Origin of the sequence: Halobacillus sp. A1-3, from assembly GCF_050971765.1 — a bacterium.
GTDB lineage: Bacteria > Bacillota > Bacilli > Bacillales > Halobacillaceae > Halobacillus > Halobacillus mangrovi_B.
This window is the reverse complement of record NZ_JBPCEO010000014.1, coordinates 25310-43149: the sequence shown is the minus strand read 5'-3', so window position 1 is coordinate 43149 and position 17840 is coordinate 25310. Positions and strand designations below refer to the sequence as shown.

Here is a 17840-nt window from a genome sequence, read left to right as displayed (position 1 = left end):
TTTCCCTCCTTATCCTACAGTTCTTCTACGGATTTCCCACGAAGTCGTGCAACGTCTTCTGCGCGCTTAAGCTCGCTAAGTCCAGTGATTGTAGCACGCACCATGTTAATAGGTGTGTTAGAACCAAGAGACTTAGATAGGATGTCATGAACACCCGCAAGCTCAAGGACAGCACGTACAGGACCACCAGCGATAACTCCAGTACCTTCTGAAGCTGGCTTCATAAGAATGCTGCCTGCACCAAAACGTCCTGTGATTTCGTGTGGAATCGTCGTATCTTTAATTGGTACTGTAATTAGATTTTTCTTCGCATCATCAATAGCCTTTTTGATCGCTTCAGGTACCTCTTGAGCTTTACCAGTACCGAAACCGACATGACCATTTTTATCTCCTACAACAACCAATGCAGCAAAACGGAAGCGGCGACCACCTTTAACAACTTTTGCTACACGATTAATCGTTACTACGCGTTCTTCAAGATCCAGTTTATTAGGGTCGATGTTTGTAACCATATATGTCCCTCCTTTAACTATTAAAATTCTAGGCCGGCTTCGCGAGCGGCTTCTGCTAGTGCTTTCACACGTCCATGGTACAAGTAACCTCCGCGGTCAAAAACAACGCTTTTAATTCCGTTGTCAATGGCACGTTTAGCAACCATTTCACCGACTTTTTGTGCAGCTTCTACGTTACCAGTAACATCTAGATCGAAACCATTGTCCATAGTAGACGCACTTGCTACAGTGACTTGGCTTTCATCGTTGATTAGTTGAGCATAGATGTGTTTGTTAGAGCGATATACGTTCAAACGCGGGCGTTCAGCTGTTCCGAAAACATTTTTACGAACGCGGGCATGACGTTTTTTACGCACGACATTTTTGTCTGCCTTCGTGATCATCTGGGTCACTCCTTTCTATACATTACCTAAGAACCTTATTTAGCTGTCTTACCTTCTTTTCTGCGTACATATTCGCCTTCGTAACGAATTCCTTTACCTTTATAAGGCTCTGGAGGACGGATTGCACGAATCTTCGCTGCAACAGCTCCGACTAGTTCTTTATCGATACCTTTAACAGTAACTTTTGTGTTAGATGGAACTTCGATTTCGATTCCTTCACGGTTTTCAACTTCTACTGGGTGAGAGTATCCAGCGTTAATGACAACCGTTTGACCTTGTTTCTGCGCACGGTAACCTACACCGATGATTTCAAGGTTCTTTTCATAACCTTTAGATACACCTTCAACCATGTTACCGATCAGGCTGCGTGTAGTTCCGTGAAGAGCACGGTGTTCTTTGTGATCGCTAGGACGTTCAACAGTAAGAACGTTGTCTTCAATTTTTACTGTAATGTCCTGGTGGAACGTACGAGTAAGTTCACCTTTTGGACCTTTGACCGTGATTGTATTGTTATCTTGTTTGATTTCTACACCCTCAGGGATTTCAAGTGATTTTAAACCTACGCGAGACATAGTTTTTGCACCTCCTGTCTGTTCAGAATTTTTACCAGATGTAAGCTAGAACTTCGCCGCCGATGGCTTGTTCGCGAGCTTCTTTATCTGTTAGTACACCTTTTGAAGTAGATACAACGGCTACACCTAGACCGTTAAGAACTTTCGGAAGCTCTTCGGCTTTAGCGTAAACACGTAGACCTGGCTTACTGATACGTTTAACACCAGTAATTACGCGCTCATTGTTTTGACCGTATTTAAGGAAGATGCGAAGAACACCTTGTTTGTTGTCTTCAACAAATTCATAATCACGTACAAAACCTTCACGTTTAAGGATATCAGCGATTTCTTTTTTAACGTTGGAAGCTGGAAGCTCAAGCTTCTCGTGACGCACCATGTTAGCGTTACGAATACGCGTCAGCATATCTGCAATTGGATCTGTCATTGTCATAACTCATTTACCTCCTTCCCTGTTTCGGGTTTACCAGCTGGCTTTTTTGACACCAGGGATTTGTCCTTTATATGCAAGTTCACGGAAACAAATACGGCACAGTTTGAATTTACGAAGTACGGAGTGTGGACGTCCGCAGCGTTCGCAGCGCGTGTATTCACGTACTTGGTACTTCTGCTTGCGCTTTTGCTTCGCTACCATTGATTTTTTAGCCACAATTTTCCCTCCTTATGGTTAGCTCGTTATTTTTGGAACGGCATACCGAATTGAGCTAATAGTTCACGGGCTTCTTCATCAGAGTCAGCAGTAGTGACAATTACGATGTCCATACCACGAACTTTGTTAACTTTATCGTAATCAATTTCTGGGAAAATCAATTGTTCTTTAACACCTAGAGTGTAGTTTCCACGGCCGTCAAAAGCTTTCTTAGAAATTCCACGGAAGTCACGCACACGTGGAAGAGATACTGAGATAAGCTTTTGGAAGAATTCGTACATGCGCTCGCCACGAAGAGTTACCTTCGCACCGATTGGCATGCCTTCACGCAGACGGAAACCTGCAATTGATTTCTTCGCTTTAGTGATCATTGGTTTTTGACCTGTGATTAGAGTCAGTTCCTCTACTGCAGTGTCAAGTGCTTTCGCATTTTGAACAGCATCACCAACACCCATGTTAATGACGATCTTTTCGATCTTAGGTGTTTGCATTACAGAATCATATTCAAATTTGTTCATCAGAGATGGAACAATTTCATCAGTGTATTTTTTCTTTAGTTCGTTCATCGTGTGGCCCTCCTTTCATCTACGGGTTATTTATCTAGCGCTTCACCAGATTTTTTCGCGATACGAACTTTCTTTCCGTTATCAACTTTATAACCAACGCGTGTTGGTTCACCAGTTTTCGGGTCAATTGGTAATACGTTGGATACGTGGATCGCTGCTTCTTGTGTCAAGATTCCACCTTGTGGGTTCTCTTGAGAAGGTTTAGCGTGTTTCTTCACTTCGTTCACACCTTCAACAAGAACACGATCTTTCTTTGGATAAGCTTCAAGGACAGTTCCTTGTTTGCCTTTATCCTTACCAGTAATAACCATTACTTTGTCACCTTTTTTCACGTGCATGCTTCGCGCACCTCCTTAACAAGGCATTTCATTCAGTCTTTATAGTACTTCTGGAGCAAGAGATACGATCTTCATGAACTTAGCATCACGAAGTTCACGAGCTACCGGTCCAAAGATACGAGTACCGCGTGGTCCTTTGTCATCACGTACAATTACTGCTGCGTTTTCATCAAAACGAATGTAGGAACCATCTTTACGGCGAACTCCGCTCTTAGAACGTACGATAACCGCTTGAACGACATCACCTTTTTTAACAACGCCTCCTGGTGTTGCTTGTTTCACCGTTGCGGTGATGATGTCACCAATGTTTGCGGTCTTACGGCCAGATCCACCCAAAACTTTGATTGTTTGGATTTCACGCGCACCTGAGTTATCTGCAACTTTCAGACGAGATTCTTGTTGAATCATACCATGTAACCTCCCTTCGGAATAAATCCGAGCGATCTAAATTAGATAATAACAGACTCTTCAACAACATCTAGCAGACGGAAACGCTTGGATGCTGATAGTGGACGAGTTTCCATAATGCGAACGATGTCTCCATTTTTCGCCTGGTTGTTTTCGTCATGAGCTTTGAATTTCTTGGAATACTTTACGCGTTTGCCGTAAAGCTTGTGGAACTTATAAGTTTCTACTAAAACCGTGATTGTTTTATCCATTTTGTCAGATACGACACGACCAGTATAAACTTTACGATTGTTACGTTCAGTCATGTGAGGGTGACCTCCTCTCATCTATTAGTTATTTACACCTAGCTCACGTTCACGAGCAACAGTTTTCATGCGTGCGATAGACTTGCGAACTTCACGAATACGTGCAGTGTTCTCAAGTTGACCTGTTGCCAGTTGGAAACGTAGGTTGAAAAGTTCTTCTTTAAGAGACTTAACTTTTTGTTCAATTTCGGCAGTGGTTAATTCACGGATCTCATTAGCCTTCATTGATTTCACCACCAATTTCTTCACGTTTTACGAATTTCGTACGGATCGGAAGTTTGTGGGAAGCAAGACGAAGTGCTTCGCGAGCCACCTCTTCAGAAACTCCTGCGATCTCGAACATAATTTTCCCTGGTTTCACAACAGCTACGAAACCTTCTGGAGCACCTTTACCGGAACCCATTCGAACTTCTAGGGGTTTAGCAGTATAAGGTTTGTCAGGGAAGATTTTAATCCATACTTTACCGCCACGTTTCATATAACGAGTCATCGCAATACGCGCTGCCTCGATTTGACGGGCTGTGATCCACGCTGGATCAATTGCTTGTAAACCATACTCACCGAACGATACCTCAGTGCCACCTTTAGCGCGGCCTTTAAGGCTAGTGCGGTGTTGACGACGATACTTAACACGTTTTGGCATTAACATAATGCTTTTCCCCCTTCCTTATTTGTCTGTTTTCGTTGGAAGGACTTCGCCACGATAGATCCACACTTTAACACCAAGTTTACCGTATGTGGTGTCAGCTTCTGCAGTTCCGTAATCGATGTCTGCACGAAGTGTGTGTAGTGGTACTGTTCCTTCACTGTAATATTCAGCACGAGCGATATCCGCGCCACCTAGACGACCAGATACTTGGGTACGAATACCTTTAGCTCCTGCACGCATAGCGCGTTGGATTGTTTGTTTCTGAGCACGACGGAAAGATACACGGTTTTCCAATTGACGTGCAATATTGTCAGCTACAAGAGTAGCGTCAAGATCTGGCTTCTTCACTTCAACGATGTTGATGTGTACACGTTTGCCAGTTAGTTGGTTAAGAGCTTTACGAAGTGCTTCAACTTCAGAACCGCCTTTACCGATAACCATTCCTGGTTTAGCCGTGTGGACAGTGATGTTTACACGGTTAGCTGCACGTTCGATCTCAACAGTAGATAGAGCAGCATCTTTCAGACGATTTTCAACAAATTCACGAATCTTAATGTCTTCATGCAACAAGTCAGCGTAGTCTTTACCAGCGTACCATTTAGACTCCCAGTCACGGATAACGCCGATACGAAGACCTACCGGATTAATTTTTTGACCCACTGATTATCCCTCCTTTTTTTCTGATACGACCACTGTGATGTGGCTTGTGCGTTTGTTGATTTGGCTTGCGCGGCCCATAGCACGAGGGCGGAAACGTTTAAGAGTTACCCCTTCGTTTACAAACGCTTCGGAAACGTATAGGTTTTCCGGGTCCAATTCATAGTTGTGTTCTGCGTTAGCGATCGCAGAGTTAAGAACTTTTTCAATTACTGGTGATGCACCGCGTTGTTTCAGACGTAATGTCGCTAGCGCTTCACCTACATCTTTTCCTCGAATCAAATCAATAACTAGACGAGCTTTACGAGGAGCGATACGAACGGTTTTAGCAACTGCTTTAGCTTGCATTAGAGTGCCTCCTCTCTATTTAGCGTTTTGTTTTCTTATCGTCGCCAGAGTGTCCCTTGAACGTACGGGTTGGCGCGAATTCACCTAGTTTATGACCTACCATGTCTTCTGTTACATAAACTGGTACGTGTTTACGACCGTCATAAACGGCAAGTGTGTGTCCGACAAAGTTTGGGAAGATAGTAGAACGACGAGACCATGTCTTCACCACTTGGTGTTTATTGTCTTCGTTCAACTTCTCAACTTTTTTCATTAAATGATCATCTACAAAAGGTCCCTTTTTCAGGCTGCGGCCCATGAATAAACCTCCCTTCGTGATTGCAAGACGGGTGTTATCTCCCGTCCAACAACCCCGTTATTTTTTACCACGTCGACGTACGATATATTTATCAGACGGCTTGTTGCGTTTTCTTGTCTTGTAACCAAGAGTTGGTTTACCCCATGGAGTTACTGGAGAAGGCATACCGATTGGTGCACGTCCTTCACCACCACCGTGTGGGTGATCACTAGGGTTCATTACAGAACCACGTACTGTAGGGCGTTTACCTTTCCAACGAGAACGTCCAGCTTTACCAACGCTGATCAATTCGTGCTCTAGGTTACCGACTTGACCGATTGTCGCACGGCAAGTGCTTAGTACCAGACGTACTTCTCCGGATGTAAGACGTACTAGTGTGTACTTTTCCTCACGTCCAAGAATTTGTGCAGATGCACCAGCAGAGCGTACAAGCTGTCCACCACGTCCTGGTTTAAGTTCTACGTTGTGAATGATTGTACCAACAGGAATGTCTTTCAATTGAAGAGCATTACCTGGTTTGATATCTGCACCTTCACCAGAAATGATTTCTGTACCAACCTTAACTCCTTTTGGAGCTAGGATGTAACGTTTTTCACCATCAACATAGTTGATAAGTGCGATGTTAGCGGAACGGTTCGGATCGTATTCGATCGTAGCAACGCGTCCTGGTATTCCATCTTTATCACGCTTAAAGTCGATGATACGGTATTGACGCTTGTGACCTCCGCCTTGATGACGAACTGTCAGCTTACCTTGGTTGTTACGTCCACCTTTTTTATGAAGTGGTGTGACAAGGGAGCGTTCAGGTTTGTCAGTAGTGATTTCAGCGAAATCAGATACTGTCATGTGTCTGCGACCGTTAGTAATTGGTCGGAACTTTTTAATCGCCATCTTTTTTCCCTCCTTCTCGAATAAGATTTATAGTTTATACTTCAAAGAATTCTAGTTCTTCACTGTCTTGAGTCAACTTGACAACTGCTTTCTTACGATCAGAACGATAACCGCCGTAACGGCCCATACGCTTGAATTTACCTTTTAGGTTCATAGTGTTAACAGATTCAACACTTACACCAAAGATTTCTTCAACTGCTTTTTTAATTTCAGTTTTGTTAGCTTTCGGGCTAACTTCAAACGTATATTTCTTTTCTCCCATAAGATCAGCAGAATGTTCAGTAATGACGGGGCGCTTAATGATATCGCGTGGTTCTTTCATTATGAGAGCACCTCCCCTGCTTTTTCAGCTGCTTCCTTAGTAAGGATCAGCTTGTCATGCGTTAGAAGATCCAACACACTTACTTCTTCTACAGATAGAGTTTTAACTGTAGGGATGTTGTTAGAAGAAAGAACGACATTTTCGTCTTTCTCTGCAGTTACAATCAATGCTTTTTCGTTGACATCTAGCGCATTTAGAATGCTTACAACTTCTTTCGTTTTTGGAGCGTCTAGAGATAGACTTTCAAGAACGATGATGTTGTCTTCCTTAACTTTTGAAGAATAAGCAGACTGAAGAGCTAAACGACGTACTTTCTTAGGCATTGTGTAGCTGTAGCTACGTGGTGTAGGACCAAATACAGTTCCACCGCCTACCCATTGTGGTGCACGGATGGACCCTTGACGCGCACGTCCAGTCCCTTTTTGGCGCCATGGTTTGCGGCCTCCGCCACTAACTTCAGAGCGTCCTTTTACTTTGTGTGTGCCTTGGCGAAGATTCGCGCGTTGCATCAACACAGTTTCGTGTAATACGTGAGTATTAGGTTCAATACCAAAAACAGCGTCATTTAGTTCGATTTCTCCAACGTTAGAGCCGCCTTGGTTTAATAGTGCTACTTTAGGCATGACATATCCTCCCTTCCGTTATTTATTTGCTAGCCTTAGCTGCACTTGAAATCTTAACGTACGATTTTTTCGCACCAGGTACGTTACCTTTGACTAGTAGCAAGTTACGCTCGGCGTCTACTTTAACTACCTCAAGGTTTTGAAGCGTTACTGTTTCTCCACCCATTTGACCTGCAAGACCTTTACCTTTGAATACTTTGGATGGGTCAGCACCTTGTCCCATGGATCCGGAGCGACGGTGGAAACGGGAACCGTGAGTTTTAGGTCCAGTAGATTGGTTGTGGCGCTTGATTGCACCCTGGAAACCTTTACCTTTAGAAGTTCCTGTTACATCAATTGCTTCTCCTGCTTCAAAAATATCAACTTTAACCTCTTGACCTAGTTCGTAGTCATCAAGGTTTGTAGTACGGAATTCACGAACGTAGCGCTTAGGTGTTGTGTTTGCTTTTTCAGCATGGCCTTTAGCAGCTTTTTTCAAACGATTAGACTTTTCATCAGCAAAACCTAGTTGAATAGCTTCATAACCATCGTTTTCTGCAGTCTTCTTCTGAAGAACTACGTTTGGCTCAGCTTGTACAACCGTTACAGGGATCAATTCTCCGTCTTCAGAGAAGATTTGAGTCATGCCGACTTTGCGTCCTAAGATTCCTTTCGTCATCCGTTACACCTCCTATTAATATAAAAATTAAATTTATAGTTTGATTTCGATATCCACACCAGATGGTAGATCCAAACGCATTAGAGAATCAACCGTTTGTGGCGTTGGATTGACAATGTCGATTAGACGTTTGTGCGTACGCATTTCGAACTGCTCACGAGCATCTTTATACTTATGAGTCGCACGAAGTACTGTGTAAACAGAACGTTCAGTTGGAAGCGGGATCGGACCAGATACGTTAGCTCCGGAGCGCTTCGCTGTGTCTACGATTTTCTCAGCGGACTGATCAAGTACTCTGTGATCATACGCTTTTAAACGAATACGAATTTTTTCTTTTGCCATTATTTTCCCTCCTTCTTCGCCCATTTTTAAAATAGACATTCTCCGCGAAAAAACTTGACTCACTAGCCATGGCAAAGGGGCCGGGTGTGTCAACAACCTTTCGCTTCATCGCCTTTTATGACCAACATTATTCATTATATAGAAGAAATGCGGTCATTGCAAGGATAAATCCATAATTTTTTTGTTACGAACACCTCAAAACATTATACTAACCTTTCAGCACATTTTCAAGGATAATCGACACGGATTATTGAATTTCACGTATTAAAAAAGCCAGCACCCCAGGCCGACTCCACTAATTACCTACGACTCATTTAATCCATTATCCATTAAAACAAATCAACGACTCTTCTTCAACAGTTAATGGGTTAAATTTTATTTTCATATCTTTACATATATAAGTTAGCCATATGAGGTTCTAATAATCTTGTTTGTTCAATTTGCCCATTGATCGAAGAAGACATATCTGTAGTTCGGAAGGATCAACATCAGCAATCGTATATACTTCCACTTTAAGAAAACTTTTCAAGATTCTGTTCCTAACGTATGGTGGATGGGAAAACGGCGAGACTCCTGTGGGATGAACATGCTAGATGAGACCCCGGAAGACGAAGTCTGAGGAGGCTCAGCACATGCCCACGGAAAGCGAGCCGTTTTCCCATCCACCATTTTCACACAACAATCTCGAGAGTTTTCAAAATAAAGAACCTTATTAGGACAAAGTTTCTTCTTACGTAATCAAATAGAATGTATGAACAATGAAAAAACAAAAAAGGCAGCAGGTGAAAACCTGCTGCCTTTTATATAGTGGAAACTGAAATTATTTAGTGATTTCAGTTACAACACCAGAACCTACTGTACGTCCACCTTCACGGATGGAGAAACGAGTTCCGTCCTCGATCGCGATTGGAGAGATAAGTTCTACTGTCATTTCAACGTTATCGCCAGGCATAACCATTTCTACGCCTTCTGGAAGTTGAATTACACCAGTTACGTCCGTAGTACGGAAGTAGAACTGTGGACGGTAGTTAGAGAAGAATGGAGTGTGACGTCCACCTTCGTCTTTTGCTAGTACATAAACTTCAGCTTTGAAGTTTGTGTGTGGAGTGATAGAACCAGGCTTAGCTAGTACTTGACCACGGTTGATGTCTTCACGGTTAACACCACGAAGAAGTGCACCAATGTTATCGCCAGCTTCAGCGTAATCAAGAAGCTTACGGAACATTTCAACACCAGTTACTGTAGTCTTACGAGCTTCTTCAGCCATACCGATGATTTCAACTTCATCACCGACTTTAACTTGTCCACGCTCAACACGACCAGTTGCAACTGTACCACGACCAGTGATAGAGAATACATCCTCAACTGGCATCATGAATGGTTTATCAGTGTCACGGTCTGGAGTTGGGATATGCTCGTCAACTGCATCCATAAGATCGAAGATTGCTTGCTCGTACTGCTCTTCGCCTTCTAGAGCTTTAAGAGCAGAACCGCTGATTACTGGTACATCGTCACCATCGAAGTCATACTCAGAAAGAAGGTCACGAACTTCCATTTCAACTAGTTCAAGTAGCTCTTCGTCGTCTACCATGTCAACTTTGTTCAAGAATACAACGATAGCTGGTACACCTACGTTTTTAGAAAGTAGGATGTGCTCACGAGTTTGTGGCATTGGACCGTCAGCTGCAGAAACAACTAGGATCGCTCCGTCCATTTGTGCCGCACCAGTGATCATGTTCTTAACGTAGTCCGCGTGACCTGGGCAGTCAACGTGTGCATAGTGACGAGTTTCTGTTTCGTACTCAACGTGTGCAGTTGAGATTGTGATTCCACGTTCGCGCTCTTCTGGAGCACCATCGATCATATCGTAAGCCATTGCAGAACCAGAACCAGAACGCTTGTGAAGTACTGTAGTGATCGCTGCAGTTAGAGTTGTTTTACCATGGTCAACGTGTCCAATTGTACCAATGTTAACGTGGGACTTGGACCGGTCGAATTTTTCTTTACCCATTGTATATTTCCTCCTTTAAATAAGTAACATTTTTTAAGTGTTTAAAAGTTTATGTGAAGCTCAGGAGTAAGTATATTACTCCTAAGCTTACAATACAAGTTATACTTTAACTCGTAGAAAAAATCAATTACTGACCAGCATTTTTCTTGATGATTTCCTCAGAGATGCTCTTCGGAACTTCTTCGTAGTGGTCAAAGTGCATTGTATACGTTCCGCGTCCTTGAGTGTTGGAACGCAACGCTGTTGCGTAACCGAACATTTCGGAAAGTGGAACGAATGCTTTAACAACTTGTGCTGTACCACGAGTTTCCATACCTTCTACACGTCCACGACGTGAAGTTACGTCACCCATGATATCTCCCATGTATTCTTCTGGAATAACAACTTCAACTTTCATCATTGGTTCAAGAAGAACTGGTTTACACTTGTTTTTAGCCTCTTTAAGTGCCATGGAAGCGGCAACTTTAAAGGCCATTTCGTTGGAGTCGACATCGTGGTAAGAACCATCATAAAGAGTGGCTTTGATGTCTACCATTGGGTAACCTGCAAGTACACCATTTTCCATAGATTCTTTGATTCCTTGTTCTACGGATGGAATGTATTCACGTGGTACTACACCACCAACGATCTTGTTAACGAATTCGAAGCCAGCACCCTCTTCGTTAGGCTCGAATTCAACCCATACGTGTCCGAACTGTCCACGACCACCAGACTGACGTACGAATTTACCTTCAACTTGTGCACTTCCGCGGAATGTTTCGCGGTATGCCACTTGCGGAGCACCAATGTTCGCTTCAACTTTGAACTCACGCTTCAGGCGGTCAACGATGATATCAAGGTGAAGTTCACCCATACCAGCGATGATTGTTTGCCCAGTTTCCACGTTCGTTTCAGTTTGGAATGTTGGATCCTCTTCTGCAAGTTTACCAAGTGCTACAGACATTTTGTCTTGGTCTGCTTTAGACTTTGGCTCAATGGCTACAGAGATAACAGGCTCAGGGAATTCCATAGACTCAAGAATAACAAGACTCTTCTCATCACATAGTGTGTCACCTGTACCAGTGTCTTTAAGGCCTACCGCACCAGCGATATCACCGCAATACACTTCAGAAATCTCTTCACGAGAGTTTGCGTGCATTTGCAGGATACGTCCTACACGCTCACGCTTATCTTTCGTTGAGTTCTTCACGTATGAACCAGATGATAGTACACCAGAGTAAACACGGAAGAATGTAAGTTTACCAACATAAGGGTCTGTGGCAACTTTAAAGGCCAATGCAGAGAATGGCTCTTTATCGTCTGCTTTACGAACAACAGGCTCATCCGTTTGAGGTACGTGACCTTCAATTGGAGGTACATCCAATGGAGATGGAAGATAGTCGATAACTCCATCAATTAGAAGTTGAACACCTTTGTTCTTAAACGCAGAACCACAGAATACAGGATAGAAGTCTACACTTAGAGTCGCTGTACGGATCGCCGCTTTCAGCTGATCATTTGTGATTTCTTCTCCCTCAAGGTACTGCATCATCAAGTCTTCATCAAGTTCAGCTACAGCTTCAACAAGCTTAGCGCGGAACTCTTCAGCTTGATCTTTATACTCATCAGGAATTGGGCGTGATTCTGCACGTGTACCCAAGTCATCCAAGTAGTAGTATGCTTCCATCGTTACAAGGTCAATGATTCCTTCGAATTCATCTTCTGCACCGATTGGAAGTTGTACGGCTGCAGCATTTGCTCCTAGGCGGTCTTTCAACGTACCCAAGGAGTAAACGAAGTCTGCACCAATTTTGTCCATTTTGTTAACGAAAACAATACGTGGAACACCGTATGTTGTCGCTTGGCGCCAAACAGTTTCTGTTTGTGGTTCAACACCAGACTGCGCATCAAGGACAGCTACTGAACCATCTAGTACACGCAAGGAACGTTCAACTTCAACAGTGAAGTCTACGTGTCCAGGTGTATCAATGATGTTGATACGGTGACCTTTCCATTGAGCAGTTGTCGCAGCGGAAGTGATTGTAATTCCGCGCTCTTGTTCCTGCTCCATCCAGTCCATTTGGGAAGCTCCTTCGTGAGTTTCACCAATTTTGTGGATACGTCCTGTGTAGAAAAGAATACGCTCAGTTGCTGTTGTTTTACCAGCATCGATGTGAGCCATAATCCCGATATTACGAGTCTTTTCCAAGGAGAACTCTCTAGGCATGAATCTTTCTCCTTCCTGAATGAAAAATTATTTTGTGGAAACTTACCAACGATAGTGAGCGAATGCTTTGTTCGCTTCAGCCATTTTGTGCATTTCTTCACGGCGCTTAACAGCTGCACCGGTGTTGTTTGCTGCATCTAGAATTTCGTTAGCCAAGCGTTCTTCCATCGTTTTCTCACCGCGAAGACGCGCATAGTTAACGATGAAACGCAAGCCTAAAGCTTGACGACGCTCAGGACGAACCTCTACTGGTACCTGATAGTTGGAACCACCCACACGACGAGCGCGGACTTCCAATACAGGCATTACGTTTTTCATTGCTTGATCAAAAGTTTCCATAGCGTCATTGCCGCTACGCTCTTGAACTAGCTCGAAAGATTTATAAAGGATTTTCTGAGCTTTTCCGCGCTGACCGTCAACCATGATTTGGTTGATCAGGCGAGTAACAAGCTTAGAACTGTACATCGGATCTGGTAACACATCACGTTTAGCTACTGGACCTTTACGTGGCATATGTTCCCCTCCCTTCTTTGAATACTTTTTATTTAAGCGATATTAGCATATCGATTATTTTTTAGCTTTAGGTTTTTTCGTACCGTATTTAGAACGGCCTTGCATACGACCTTCAACGCTTGCAGTGTCAAGAGCACCACGAACGATGTGGTAACGTACACCTGGCAAGTCTTTAACCTTACCGCCACGGATCAGAACAACACTGTGCTCTTGAAGGTTGTGGCCAATACCAGGGATATAAGCGTTAACCTCAAGCTGGTTAGTCAAACGAACACGTGCATATTTACGAAGTGCAGAGTTCGGTTTCTTAGGTGTCATTGTACCAACACGTGTGCAAACTCCACGTTTTTGAGGAGCAGACAGGTCAGTCATACGCTTTTTGTAGCTGTTGTAACCTTTGTTCAAAGCTGGAGCGTTAGATTGTTTAGTCTTGCTCACACGTCCTTTACGTACTAATTGATTAATAGTAGGCATGTTTGATATCCTCCCTTCTTCACTTATTTTTAATACCACACATCCAGGTGGTTCATTAAAAGGCAAAAAACAAAGCTTTCGCGAATCACCGCCAAAACTTTATTGCTTTATCGCCACAGTAGCTGCGCCAACATCGATGCCGCATGCATTTCCCAACTCTTTCATAGATGGGACATTGGTATGCGGAATGTTCATTTGCCTGGCTAACTTCACTACTTTTGTGGTCATCGACTGATCAGCATCATCAGCCGTTATGACTTCACTCACTTCACCACTTTTCATGGCTTTAAGTGTTTGTTTGGTCCCAATTACTATATCTGCTTTAGCCCGTGCTACTTTTTCATAAGACATGTTCATATCCTCCAAAGTAACAAGGATAAATGGAAGCACCTTGATTATATTATCACTACCTAAAATGCATGTCAACTGCATTTTAGGTAGTTTTTTGGGTGCTTCCTATTTTTTTACCCTTTGTTAACCTCTATCTATTTTATTTTAGGATTGTGTGACTTCTTCAGGCTGCTCTACTGTTTCTTGAGATGCCTCGGATTGAGCTTGAATCTTACGATATCGAGTCATACCTGTACCCGCAGGAACAAGCTTACCGATAATGACATTTTCTTTCAGGCCAAGCAGTTCATCACGCTTACCTTTAATAGCTGCATCCGTCAAGACACGAGTTGTCTCCTGGAAGGATGCGGCTGACAAGAAGCTGTCCGTTTCAAGCGATGCTTTGGTAATACCAAGGATAACTGGACGTCCAACTGCTGGCTGTCCACCTTCCATAAGCGCTTTTTGGTTAGCTTCTTTGAACTGGTGAATCTCAAGAAGTGATCCTGGCAACACATCTGTGTCTCCAGAGTCAAGAACACGGATTTTGCGAAGCATCTGGCGAACCATAACTTCTACGTGTTTGTCGGAGATTTCAACACCTTGCATACGGTAAACTTTCTGAACTTCTTTCAGAAGGTACTCTTGCACGCCATCCAGACCTTGAACAGTCAGTAGTTCTTTCGGATCGATGGAACCTTCAGTAAGTGGCTCTCCAGCTTTCACTTCATCACCGACAGAAACTTTAAGGCGTGCGCCGTATGGTGCTGTGTAGGAACGTGTTTCAACAGATCCTTGGACAACAATCTCCTGTTTCTCTTTCACTTCGTTGACCTCTTCGACCGTGCCGTCGATCTCAGTGATAACGGCTTGTCCTTTAGGGTTTCGAGCTTCCACAATCTCCTGGATACGCGGAAGACCCTGCGTGATGTCATCTCCGGCTACCCCACCTGTGTGGAAGGTACGCATTGTAAGCTGTGTACCTGGCTCACCGATGGACTGAGCGGCGATAATTCCGACTGCTTCTCCGACTTCAACCTCATCACCTGTAGCAAGGTTGCGTCCGTAACACTTCTTACATACACCGTGTTTCGTGTTACATGTGAATGCTGAACGGATTACAACTTTCTCGATGCCCGCATCAACGATTTGTTTAGCTGCATCTTCGAAAATTACTTCATTACGAGTGGCAAGGACATCACCTGTTTCAGGATGCTTGATCGTTTGGAAAGCTGTACGTCCGATTAAACGATCAATTAATGGTTCGATGACCTCTGTACCTTCTGTAAGAGATTGTACAGTCAATCCACGGTCTGTACCACAATCGTCTTCACGTACGATAACGTCTTGAGCAACGTCAACTAGACGACGCGTCAAGTAACCTGAGTCGGCTGTCTTAAGGGCCGTATCGGCAAGACCTTTACGGGCACCGTGAGTAGAAATAAAGTATTCAAGTACCGTCAAGCCTTCACGGAAGCTTGATTTGATCGGAAGTTCGATGATTCGTCCAGCCGGGTTGGCCATTAGACCACGCATACCAGCTAACTGTGTAAAGTTAGATGCGTTACCACGCGCTCCGGAATCACTCATCATGAAGATCGGGTTGGTTGGGTCTAAGGATTTCATCAAACGGTTTTGAATGTCATCTTTAGCCGCAGACCAGATCTCAATAACACGATCATAACGTTCTTCCTCGGTAATCAGACCACGACGGAATTGTTTCATCACTTTATCTACTTTTTCTTGACCTTCATCAAGAATCTCTTGTTTCTCTGGTAGTACGACAACGTCAGAGACACCGACCGTAATACCAGCTTTCGTAGAATAAGCGAAACCTAGATCTTTCATTCGGTCAAGCATCTTAGAAGTTTCACTGATAGAGAAGCGTTTGAAGACTTCTGCAATGATATCTCCTAAAATACCTTTCTTGAATGGAGATACTTCGTCACGGCTGGAAATCTCTTTGCGAATATCCGTTCCGTGAGGCACAAAGTATTGATCTGGAGTCTTAACCTCAAGGTTTTCTTGAGTCGGTTCATTAATATATGGGAAGGACGAAGGCAGCATTTCGTTGAAAATCAACTTACCTACTGTCGTAAGCAGAAGCTGCTGATTCTGTGCTTCCGTGAATGTTTCATTGTTAAGTGAGCTTGCTTGTACAGCTACACGTGTATGCAAGTGCACATATCCGTTTTGGTATGCCATAAGAGCCTCATTCAAGTCTTTGAAGAACATACCTTCGCCCACAGCACCTTCACGCTCTAGAGTAAGGTAATAGTTACCTAGTACCATATCCTGTGATGGTGTAACGACTGGTTTACCATCCTTAGGGTTAAGGATGTTTTGAGCAGCAAGCATAAGAATGCGCGCTTCTGCCTGAGCTTCTGAAGACAATGGTACGTGAACGGCCATTTGGTCTCCGTCGAAGTCGGCGTTATATGCTGTACATACGAGCGGGTGAAGACGAATAGCGCGACCCTCTACAAGAGTCGGTTCGAACGCCTGGATACCCAAACGGTGAAGTGTTGGTGCACGGTTTAATAGTACCGGGTGCTCTTTAATGACGTCTTCTAAAACATCCCACACTTCATGGTGTACCCGTTCTATTTTACGCTTAGCTGACTTAATGTTATGGGCTAGTCCGCGAGATACAAGTTCCTTCATTACAAAAGGCTTGAATAGCTCAAGAGCCATTTCTTTCGGAAGTCCACATTGATACATTTTCAGTGATGGACCAACAACGATAACGGAACGACCGGAATAGTCTACACGTTTACCAAGTAAGTTTTGACGGAAACGTCCTTGCTTACCTTTCAGCATATGGGAAAGAGACTTAAGTGGACGGTTTCCTGGTCCCGTTACAGGACGGCCGCGGCGGCCATTATCAATCAGTGCGTCTACAGCTTCCTGCAGCATACGCTTTTCGTTTTGAACGATAATTGTCGGTGCACCAAGATCCAACAAACGCTTCAGACGGTTGTTACGGTTGATAACACGACGATAAAGGTCGTTCAAGTCAGACGTAGCAAAACGTCCTCCATCCAACTGAACCATAGGACGAAGCTCCGGCGGAATGACTGGAAGCACATCGAGGATCATCCACGAAGGATCGTTTCCAGAGTTACGGAATGATTCAAGAACTTCCAAGCGTTTGATCGCACGTGTACGACGCTGACCTTGAGCAGTTTTCAATTCTTCTTTCAGTGTGTCTACTTCGCCGTCCAAATCGATATCGAAAAGAAGCTTACGAATCGCTTCTGCACCCATAGCAGCTTGGAAACCTTGACCGAACTTCTCACGATAGGAACGGTATTCCTTCTCGGAAAGAAGCTGCTTCCTCTCAAGAGCTGTTTCACCTGGGTCTGTAACGATATAAGCAGCGAAATAAATAACTTCTTCCAATGCCCTTGGTGACATGTCTAGGACAAGACCCATACGACTTGGAATTCCTTTGAAATACCAGATGTGAGAGACAGGGGCAGCTAGTTCCAGGTGCCCCATACGCTCACGACGTACTTTCGCTTTCGTTACCTCGACACCGCAACGGTCACAAACGACACCTTTATAGCGGACACGTTTGTATTTACCACAGTGACATTCCCAGTCTTTTTGCGGGCCGAAGATACGTTCACAGAATAAGCCGTCTTTTTCTGGTTTTAACGTACGATAGTTGATCGTTTCTGGCTTCTTGACCTCACCGTAGGACCAAGAGCGGATCTTGTCCGGTGAAGCCAAGCCAATTTTCATATACTCAAAATTGTTTACATCTAGCAAGGGGCCTACCTCCC

At 43.8% G+C, this 17840-nt stretch carries 25 protein-coding genes; all 25 read right to left on the bottom strand.

From position 1 onward, the window contains the following. Positions 1–14: 14 nt before the first annotated feature. Positions 15–512: a 30S ribosomal protein S5 gene (gene rpsE / locus ACRYKC_RS19485; protein ID WP_085026875.1), complete on the bottom strand. Its 498-nt coding sequence runs from the start codon at positions 510–512 to the stop codon at positions 15–17. Positions 513–532: 20 nt separating this feature from the next. Beyond that, complete coding sequence (gene rplR / locus ACRYKC_RS19480; RefSeq protein WP_085026876.1) at positions 533–895, bottom strand: 50S ribosomal protein L18; 363 nt, start codon at positions 893–895, stop codon at positions 533–535. Positions 896–930: 35 nt separating this feature from the next. Further along, complete coding sequence (gene rplF / locus ACRYKC_RS19475; protein ID WP_433809393.1) at positions 931–1467, bottom strand: 50S ribosomal protein L6; 537 nt, start codon at positions 1465–1467, stop codon at positions 931–933. Positions 1468–1498: 31 nt separating this feature from the next. Continuing rightward, a complete protein-coding gene (gene rpsH, locus ACRYKC_RS19470) occupies positions 1499–1897 on the bottom strand; it encodes a 30S ribosomal protein S8 (RefSeq protein ID WP_085026880.1) in 399 nt (132 codons plus the stop codon). 30 nt (positions 1898–1927) lie between these two features. Next, on the bottom strand, positions 1928–2113 hold the full coding sequence (locus ACRYKC_RS19465; protein WP_079477340.1) for a type Z 30S ribosomal protein S14: 186 nt from the start codon (positions 2111–2113) through the stop codon (positions 1928–1930). Between the two features lie 26 nt (positions 2114–2139). Beyond that, a complete protein-coding gene (rplE, locus tag ACRYKC_RS19460) occupies positions 2140–2679 on the bottom strand; it encodes a 50S ribosomal protein L5 (RefSeq protein ID WP_433809390.1) in 540 nt (179 codons plus the stop codon). A 26-nt stretch (positions 2680–2705) separates the two neighbouring features. Then, a complete protein-coding gene (gene rplX, locus ACRYKC_RS19455; RefSeq protein WP_085026883.1) occupies positions 2706–3017 on the bottom strand; it encodes a 50S ribosomal protein L24 in 312 nt (103 codons plus the stop codon). Between the two features lie 39 nt (positions 3018–3056). Further along, positions 3057–3425, bottom strand: coding sequence for a 50S ribosomal protein L14 (gene rplN, locus ACRYKC_RS19450; RefSeq protein WP_085026885.1), 369 nt, complete (start codon positions 3423–3425; stop codon positions 3057–3059). Between the two features lie 41 nt (positions 3426–3466). Beyond that, positions 3467–3730 (bottom strand): 30S ribosomal protein S17, encoded by a 264-nt coding sequence (rpsQ, locus tag ACRYKC_RS19445; protein WP_035543753.1) that lies wholly within the window; start codon positions 3728–3730, stop codon positions 3467–3469. A 24-nt stretch (positions 3731–3754) separates the two neighbouring features. Beyond that, entirely contained in the window at positions 3755–3955 is a 201-nt protein-coding gene (rpmC, locus tag ACRYKC_RS19440; protein WP_008636054.1) for a 50S ribosomal protein L29, read from the bottom strand. Then, positions 3945–4379 carry a 50S ribosomal protein L16 gene (gene rplP / locus ACRYKC_RS19435; protein ID WP_433809386.1) on the bottom strand — a complete coding sequence of 145 codons (435 nt, stop codon included), beginning with the start codon at positions 4377–4379 and terminating at the stop codon, positions 3945–3947. Before rplP ends, rpmC begins: the two co-directional genes overlap by 11 nt. Positions 4380–4397: 18 nt before the next feature. Next, the gene (gene rpsC, locus ACRYKC_RS19430) at positions 4398–5039 is read right to left on the bottom strand and encodes a 30S ribosomal protein S3 (protein WP_035543749.1); all 642 of its coding nucleotides are present in this window, start codon (positions 5037–5039) and stop codon (positions 4398–4400) included. Between the two features lie 3 nt (positions 5040–5042). Continuing rightward, entirely contained in the window at positions 5043–5384 is a 342-nt protein-coding gene (gene rplV / locus ACRYKC_RS19425; RefSeq protein WP_433809384.1) for a 50S ribosomal protein L22, read from the bottom strand. 19 nt (positions 5385–5403) lie between these two features. After that, positions 5404–5682, bottom strand: coding sequence for a 30S ribosomal protein S19 (rpsS, locus tag ACRYKC_RS19420; RefSeq protein ID WP_085026889.1), 279 nt, complete (start codon positions 5680–5682; stop codon positions 5404–5406). Positions 5683–5739: 57 nt separating this feature from the next. Beyond that, positions 5740–6573, bottom strand: a complete 834-nt coding sequence (gene rplB, locus ACRYKC_RS19415) for a 50S ribosomal protein L2 (RefSeq protein WP_085026891.1) — start codon at positions 6571–6573, stop codon at positions 5740–5742. A 34-nt stretch (positions 6574–6607) separates the two neighbouring features. Then, complete coding sequence (gene rplW / locus ACRYKC_RS19410; RefSeq protein WP_085026892.1) at positions 6608–6895, bottom strand: 50S ribosomal protein L23; 288 nt, start codon at positions 6893–6895, stop codon at positions 6608–6610. Further along, on the bottom strand, positions 6895–7518 hold the full coding sequence (gene rplD / locus ACRYKC_RS19405) for a 50S ribosomal protein L4 (protein WP_433809381.1): 624 nt from the start codon (positions 7516–7518) through the stop codon (positions 6895–6897). Before rplD ends, rplW begins: the two co-directional genes overlap by 1 nt. A 22-nt stretch (positions 7519–7540) precedes the next feature. Continuing rightward, complete coding sequence (rplC, locus tag ACRYKC_RS19400; protein ID WP_433809379.1) at positions 7541–8176, bottom strand: 50S ribosomal protein L3; 636 nt, start codon at positions 8174–8176, stop codon at positions 7541–7543. A 33-nt stretch (positions 8177–8209) separates the two neighbouring features. Beyond that, positions 8210–8518 (bottom strand): 30S ribosomal protein S10, encoded by a 309-nt coding sequence (gene rpsJ, locus ACRYKC_RS19395; RefSeq protein ID WP_035511694.1) that lies wholly within the window; start codon positions 8516–8518, stop codon positions 8210–8212. A gap of 820 nt (positions 8519–9338) precedes the next feature. After that, positions 9339–10529 (bottom strand): elongation factor Tu, encoded by a 1191-nt coding sequence (gene tuf / locus ACRYKC_RS19390; protein WP_433809376.1) that lies wholly within the window; start codon positions 10527–10529, stop codon positions 9339–9341. A gap of 127 nt (positions 10530–10656) precedes the next feature. After that, positions 10657–12735, bottom strand: coding sequence for an elongation factor G (gene fusA / locus ACRYKC_RS19385; RefSeq protein WP_433809374.1), 2079 nt, complete (start codon positions 12733–12735; stop codon positions 10657–10659). Between the two features lie 42 nt (positions 12736–12777). Beyond that, positions 12778–13248 (bottom strand): 30S ribosomal protein S7, encoded by a 471-nt coding sequence (gene rpsG, locus ACRYKC_RS19380; RefSeq protein ID WP_085026901.1) that lies wholly within the window; start codon positions 13246–13248, stop codon positions 12778–12780. A 54-nt stretch (positions 13249–13302) separates the two neighbouring features. After that, on the bottom strand, positions 13303–13722 hold the full coding sequence (gene rpsL, locus ACRYKC_RS19375; RefSeq protein ID WP_433809372.1) for a 30S ribosomal protein S12: 420 nt from the start codon (positions 13720–13722) through the stop codon (positions 13303–13305). Positions 13723–13821: 99 nt separating this feature from the next. After that, the gene (locus ACRYKC_RS19370; protein ID WP_433809370.1) at positions 13822–14073 is read right to left on the bottom strand and encodes a 50S ribosomal protein L7ae-like protein; all 252 of its coding nucleotides are present in this window, start codon (positions 14071–14073) and stop codon (positions 13822–13824) included. Positions 14074–14217: 144 nt separating this feature from the next. Beyond that, positions 14218–17826, bottom strand: a complete 3609-nt coding sequence (gene rpoC, locus ACRYKC_RS19365) for a DNA-directed RNA polymerase subunit beta' (RefSeq protein WP_433809368.1) — start codon at positions 17824–17826, stop codon at positions 14218–14220. Positions 17827–17840 lie beyond the last annotated feature (14 nt).

Bases quoted from the DNA above. Each gene is read 5' to 3' on its own strand.
- rpsE (WP_085026875.1), bottom strand. From the start codon at position 512: ATGGTTACAAACATCGACCCTAATAAACTGGATCTTGAAGAACGCGTA.
- rplR (WP_085026876.1), bottom strand. From the start codon at position 895: ATGATCACGAAGGCAGACAAAAATGTCGTGCGTAAAAAACGTCATGCC.
- rplF (WP_433809393.1), bottom strand. From the start codon at position 1,467: ATGTCTCGCGTAGGTTTAAAATCACTTGAAATCCCTGAGGGTGTAGAA.
- rpsH (WP_085026880.1), bottom strand. From the start codon at position 1,897: ATGACAATGACAGATCCAATTGCAGATATGCTGACGCGTATTCGTAAC.
- rplE (WP_433809390.1), bottom strand. From the start codon at position 2,679: ATGAACGAACTAAAGAAAAAATACACTGATGAAATTGTTCCATCTCTG.
- rplX (WP_085026883.1), bottom strand. From the start codon at position 3,017: ATGCACGTGAAAAAAGGTGACAAAGTAATGGTTATTACTGGTAAGGAT.
- rplN (WP_085026885.1), bottom strand. From the start codon at position 3,425: ATGATTCAACAAGAATCTCGTCTGAAAGTTGCAGATAACTCAGGTGCG.
- rpsQ (WP_035543753.1), bottom strand. From the start codon at position 3,730: ATGACTGAACGTAACAATCGTAAAGTTTATACTGGTCGTGTCGTATCT.
- rpmC (WP_008636054.1), bottom strand. From the start codon at position 3,955: ATGAAGGCTAATGAGATCCGTGAATTAACCACTGCCGAAATTGAACAA.
- rplP (WP_433809386.1), bottom strand. From the start codon at position 4,379: ATGTTAATGCCAAAACGTGTTAAGTATCGTCGTCAACACCGCACTAGC.
- rplV (WP_433809384.1), bottom strand. From the start codon at position 5,384: ATGCAAGCTAAAGCAGTTGCTAAAACCGTTCGTATCGCTCCTCGTAAA.
- rpsS (WP_085026889.1), bottom strand. From the start codon at position 5,682: ATGGGCCGCAGCCTGAAAAAGGGACCTTTTGTAGATGATCATTTAATG.
- rplB (WP_085026891.1), bottom strand. From the start codon at position 6,573: ATGGCGATTAAAAAGTTCCGACCAATTACTAACGGTCGCAGACACATG.
- rplW (WP_085026892.1), bottom strand. From the start codon at position 6,895: ATGAAAGAACCACGCGATATCATTAAGCGCCCCGTCATTACTGAACAT.
- rplD (WP_433809381.1), bottom strand. From the start codon at position 7,518: ATGCCTAAAGTAGCACTATTAAACCAAGGCGGCTCTAACGTTGGAGAA.
- rplC (WP_433809379.1), bottom strand. From the start codon at position 8,176: ATGACGAAAGGAATCTTAGGACGCAAAGTCGGCATGACTCAAATCTTC.
- rpsJ (WP_035511694.1), bottom strand. From the start codon at position 8,518: ATGGCAAAAGAAAAAATTCGTATTCGTTTAAAAGCGTATGATCACAGA.
- tuf (WP_433809376.1), bottom strand. From the start codon at position 10,529: ATGGGTAAAGAAAAATTCGACCGGTCCAAGTCCCACGTTAACATTGGT.
- fusA (WP_433809374.1), bottom strand. From the start codon at position 12,735: ATGCCTAGAGAGTTCTCCTTGGAAAAGACTCGTAATATCGGGATTATG.
- rpsG (WP_085026901.1), bottom strand. From the start codon at position 13,248: ATGCCACGTAAAGGTCCAGTAGCTAAACGTGATGTGTTACCAGATCCG.
- rpsL (WP_433809372.1), bottom strand. From the start codon at position 13,722: ATGCCTACTATTAATCAATTAGTACGTAAAGGACGTGTGAGCAAGACT.
- ACRYKC_RS19370 (WP_433809370.1), bottom strand. From the start codon at position 14,073: ATGTCTTATGAAAAAGTAGCACGGGCTAAAGCAGATATAGTAATTGGG.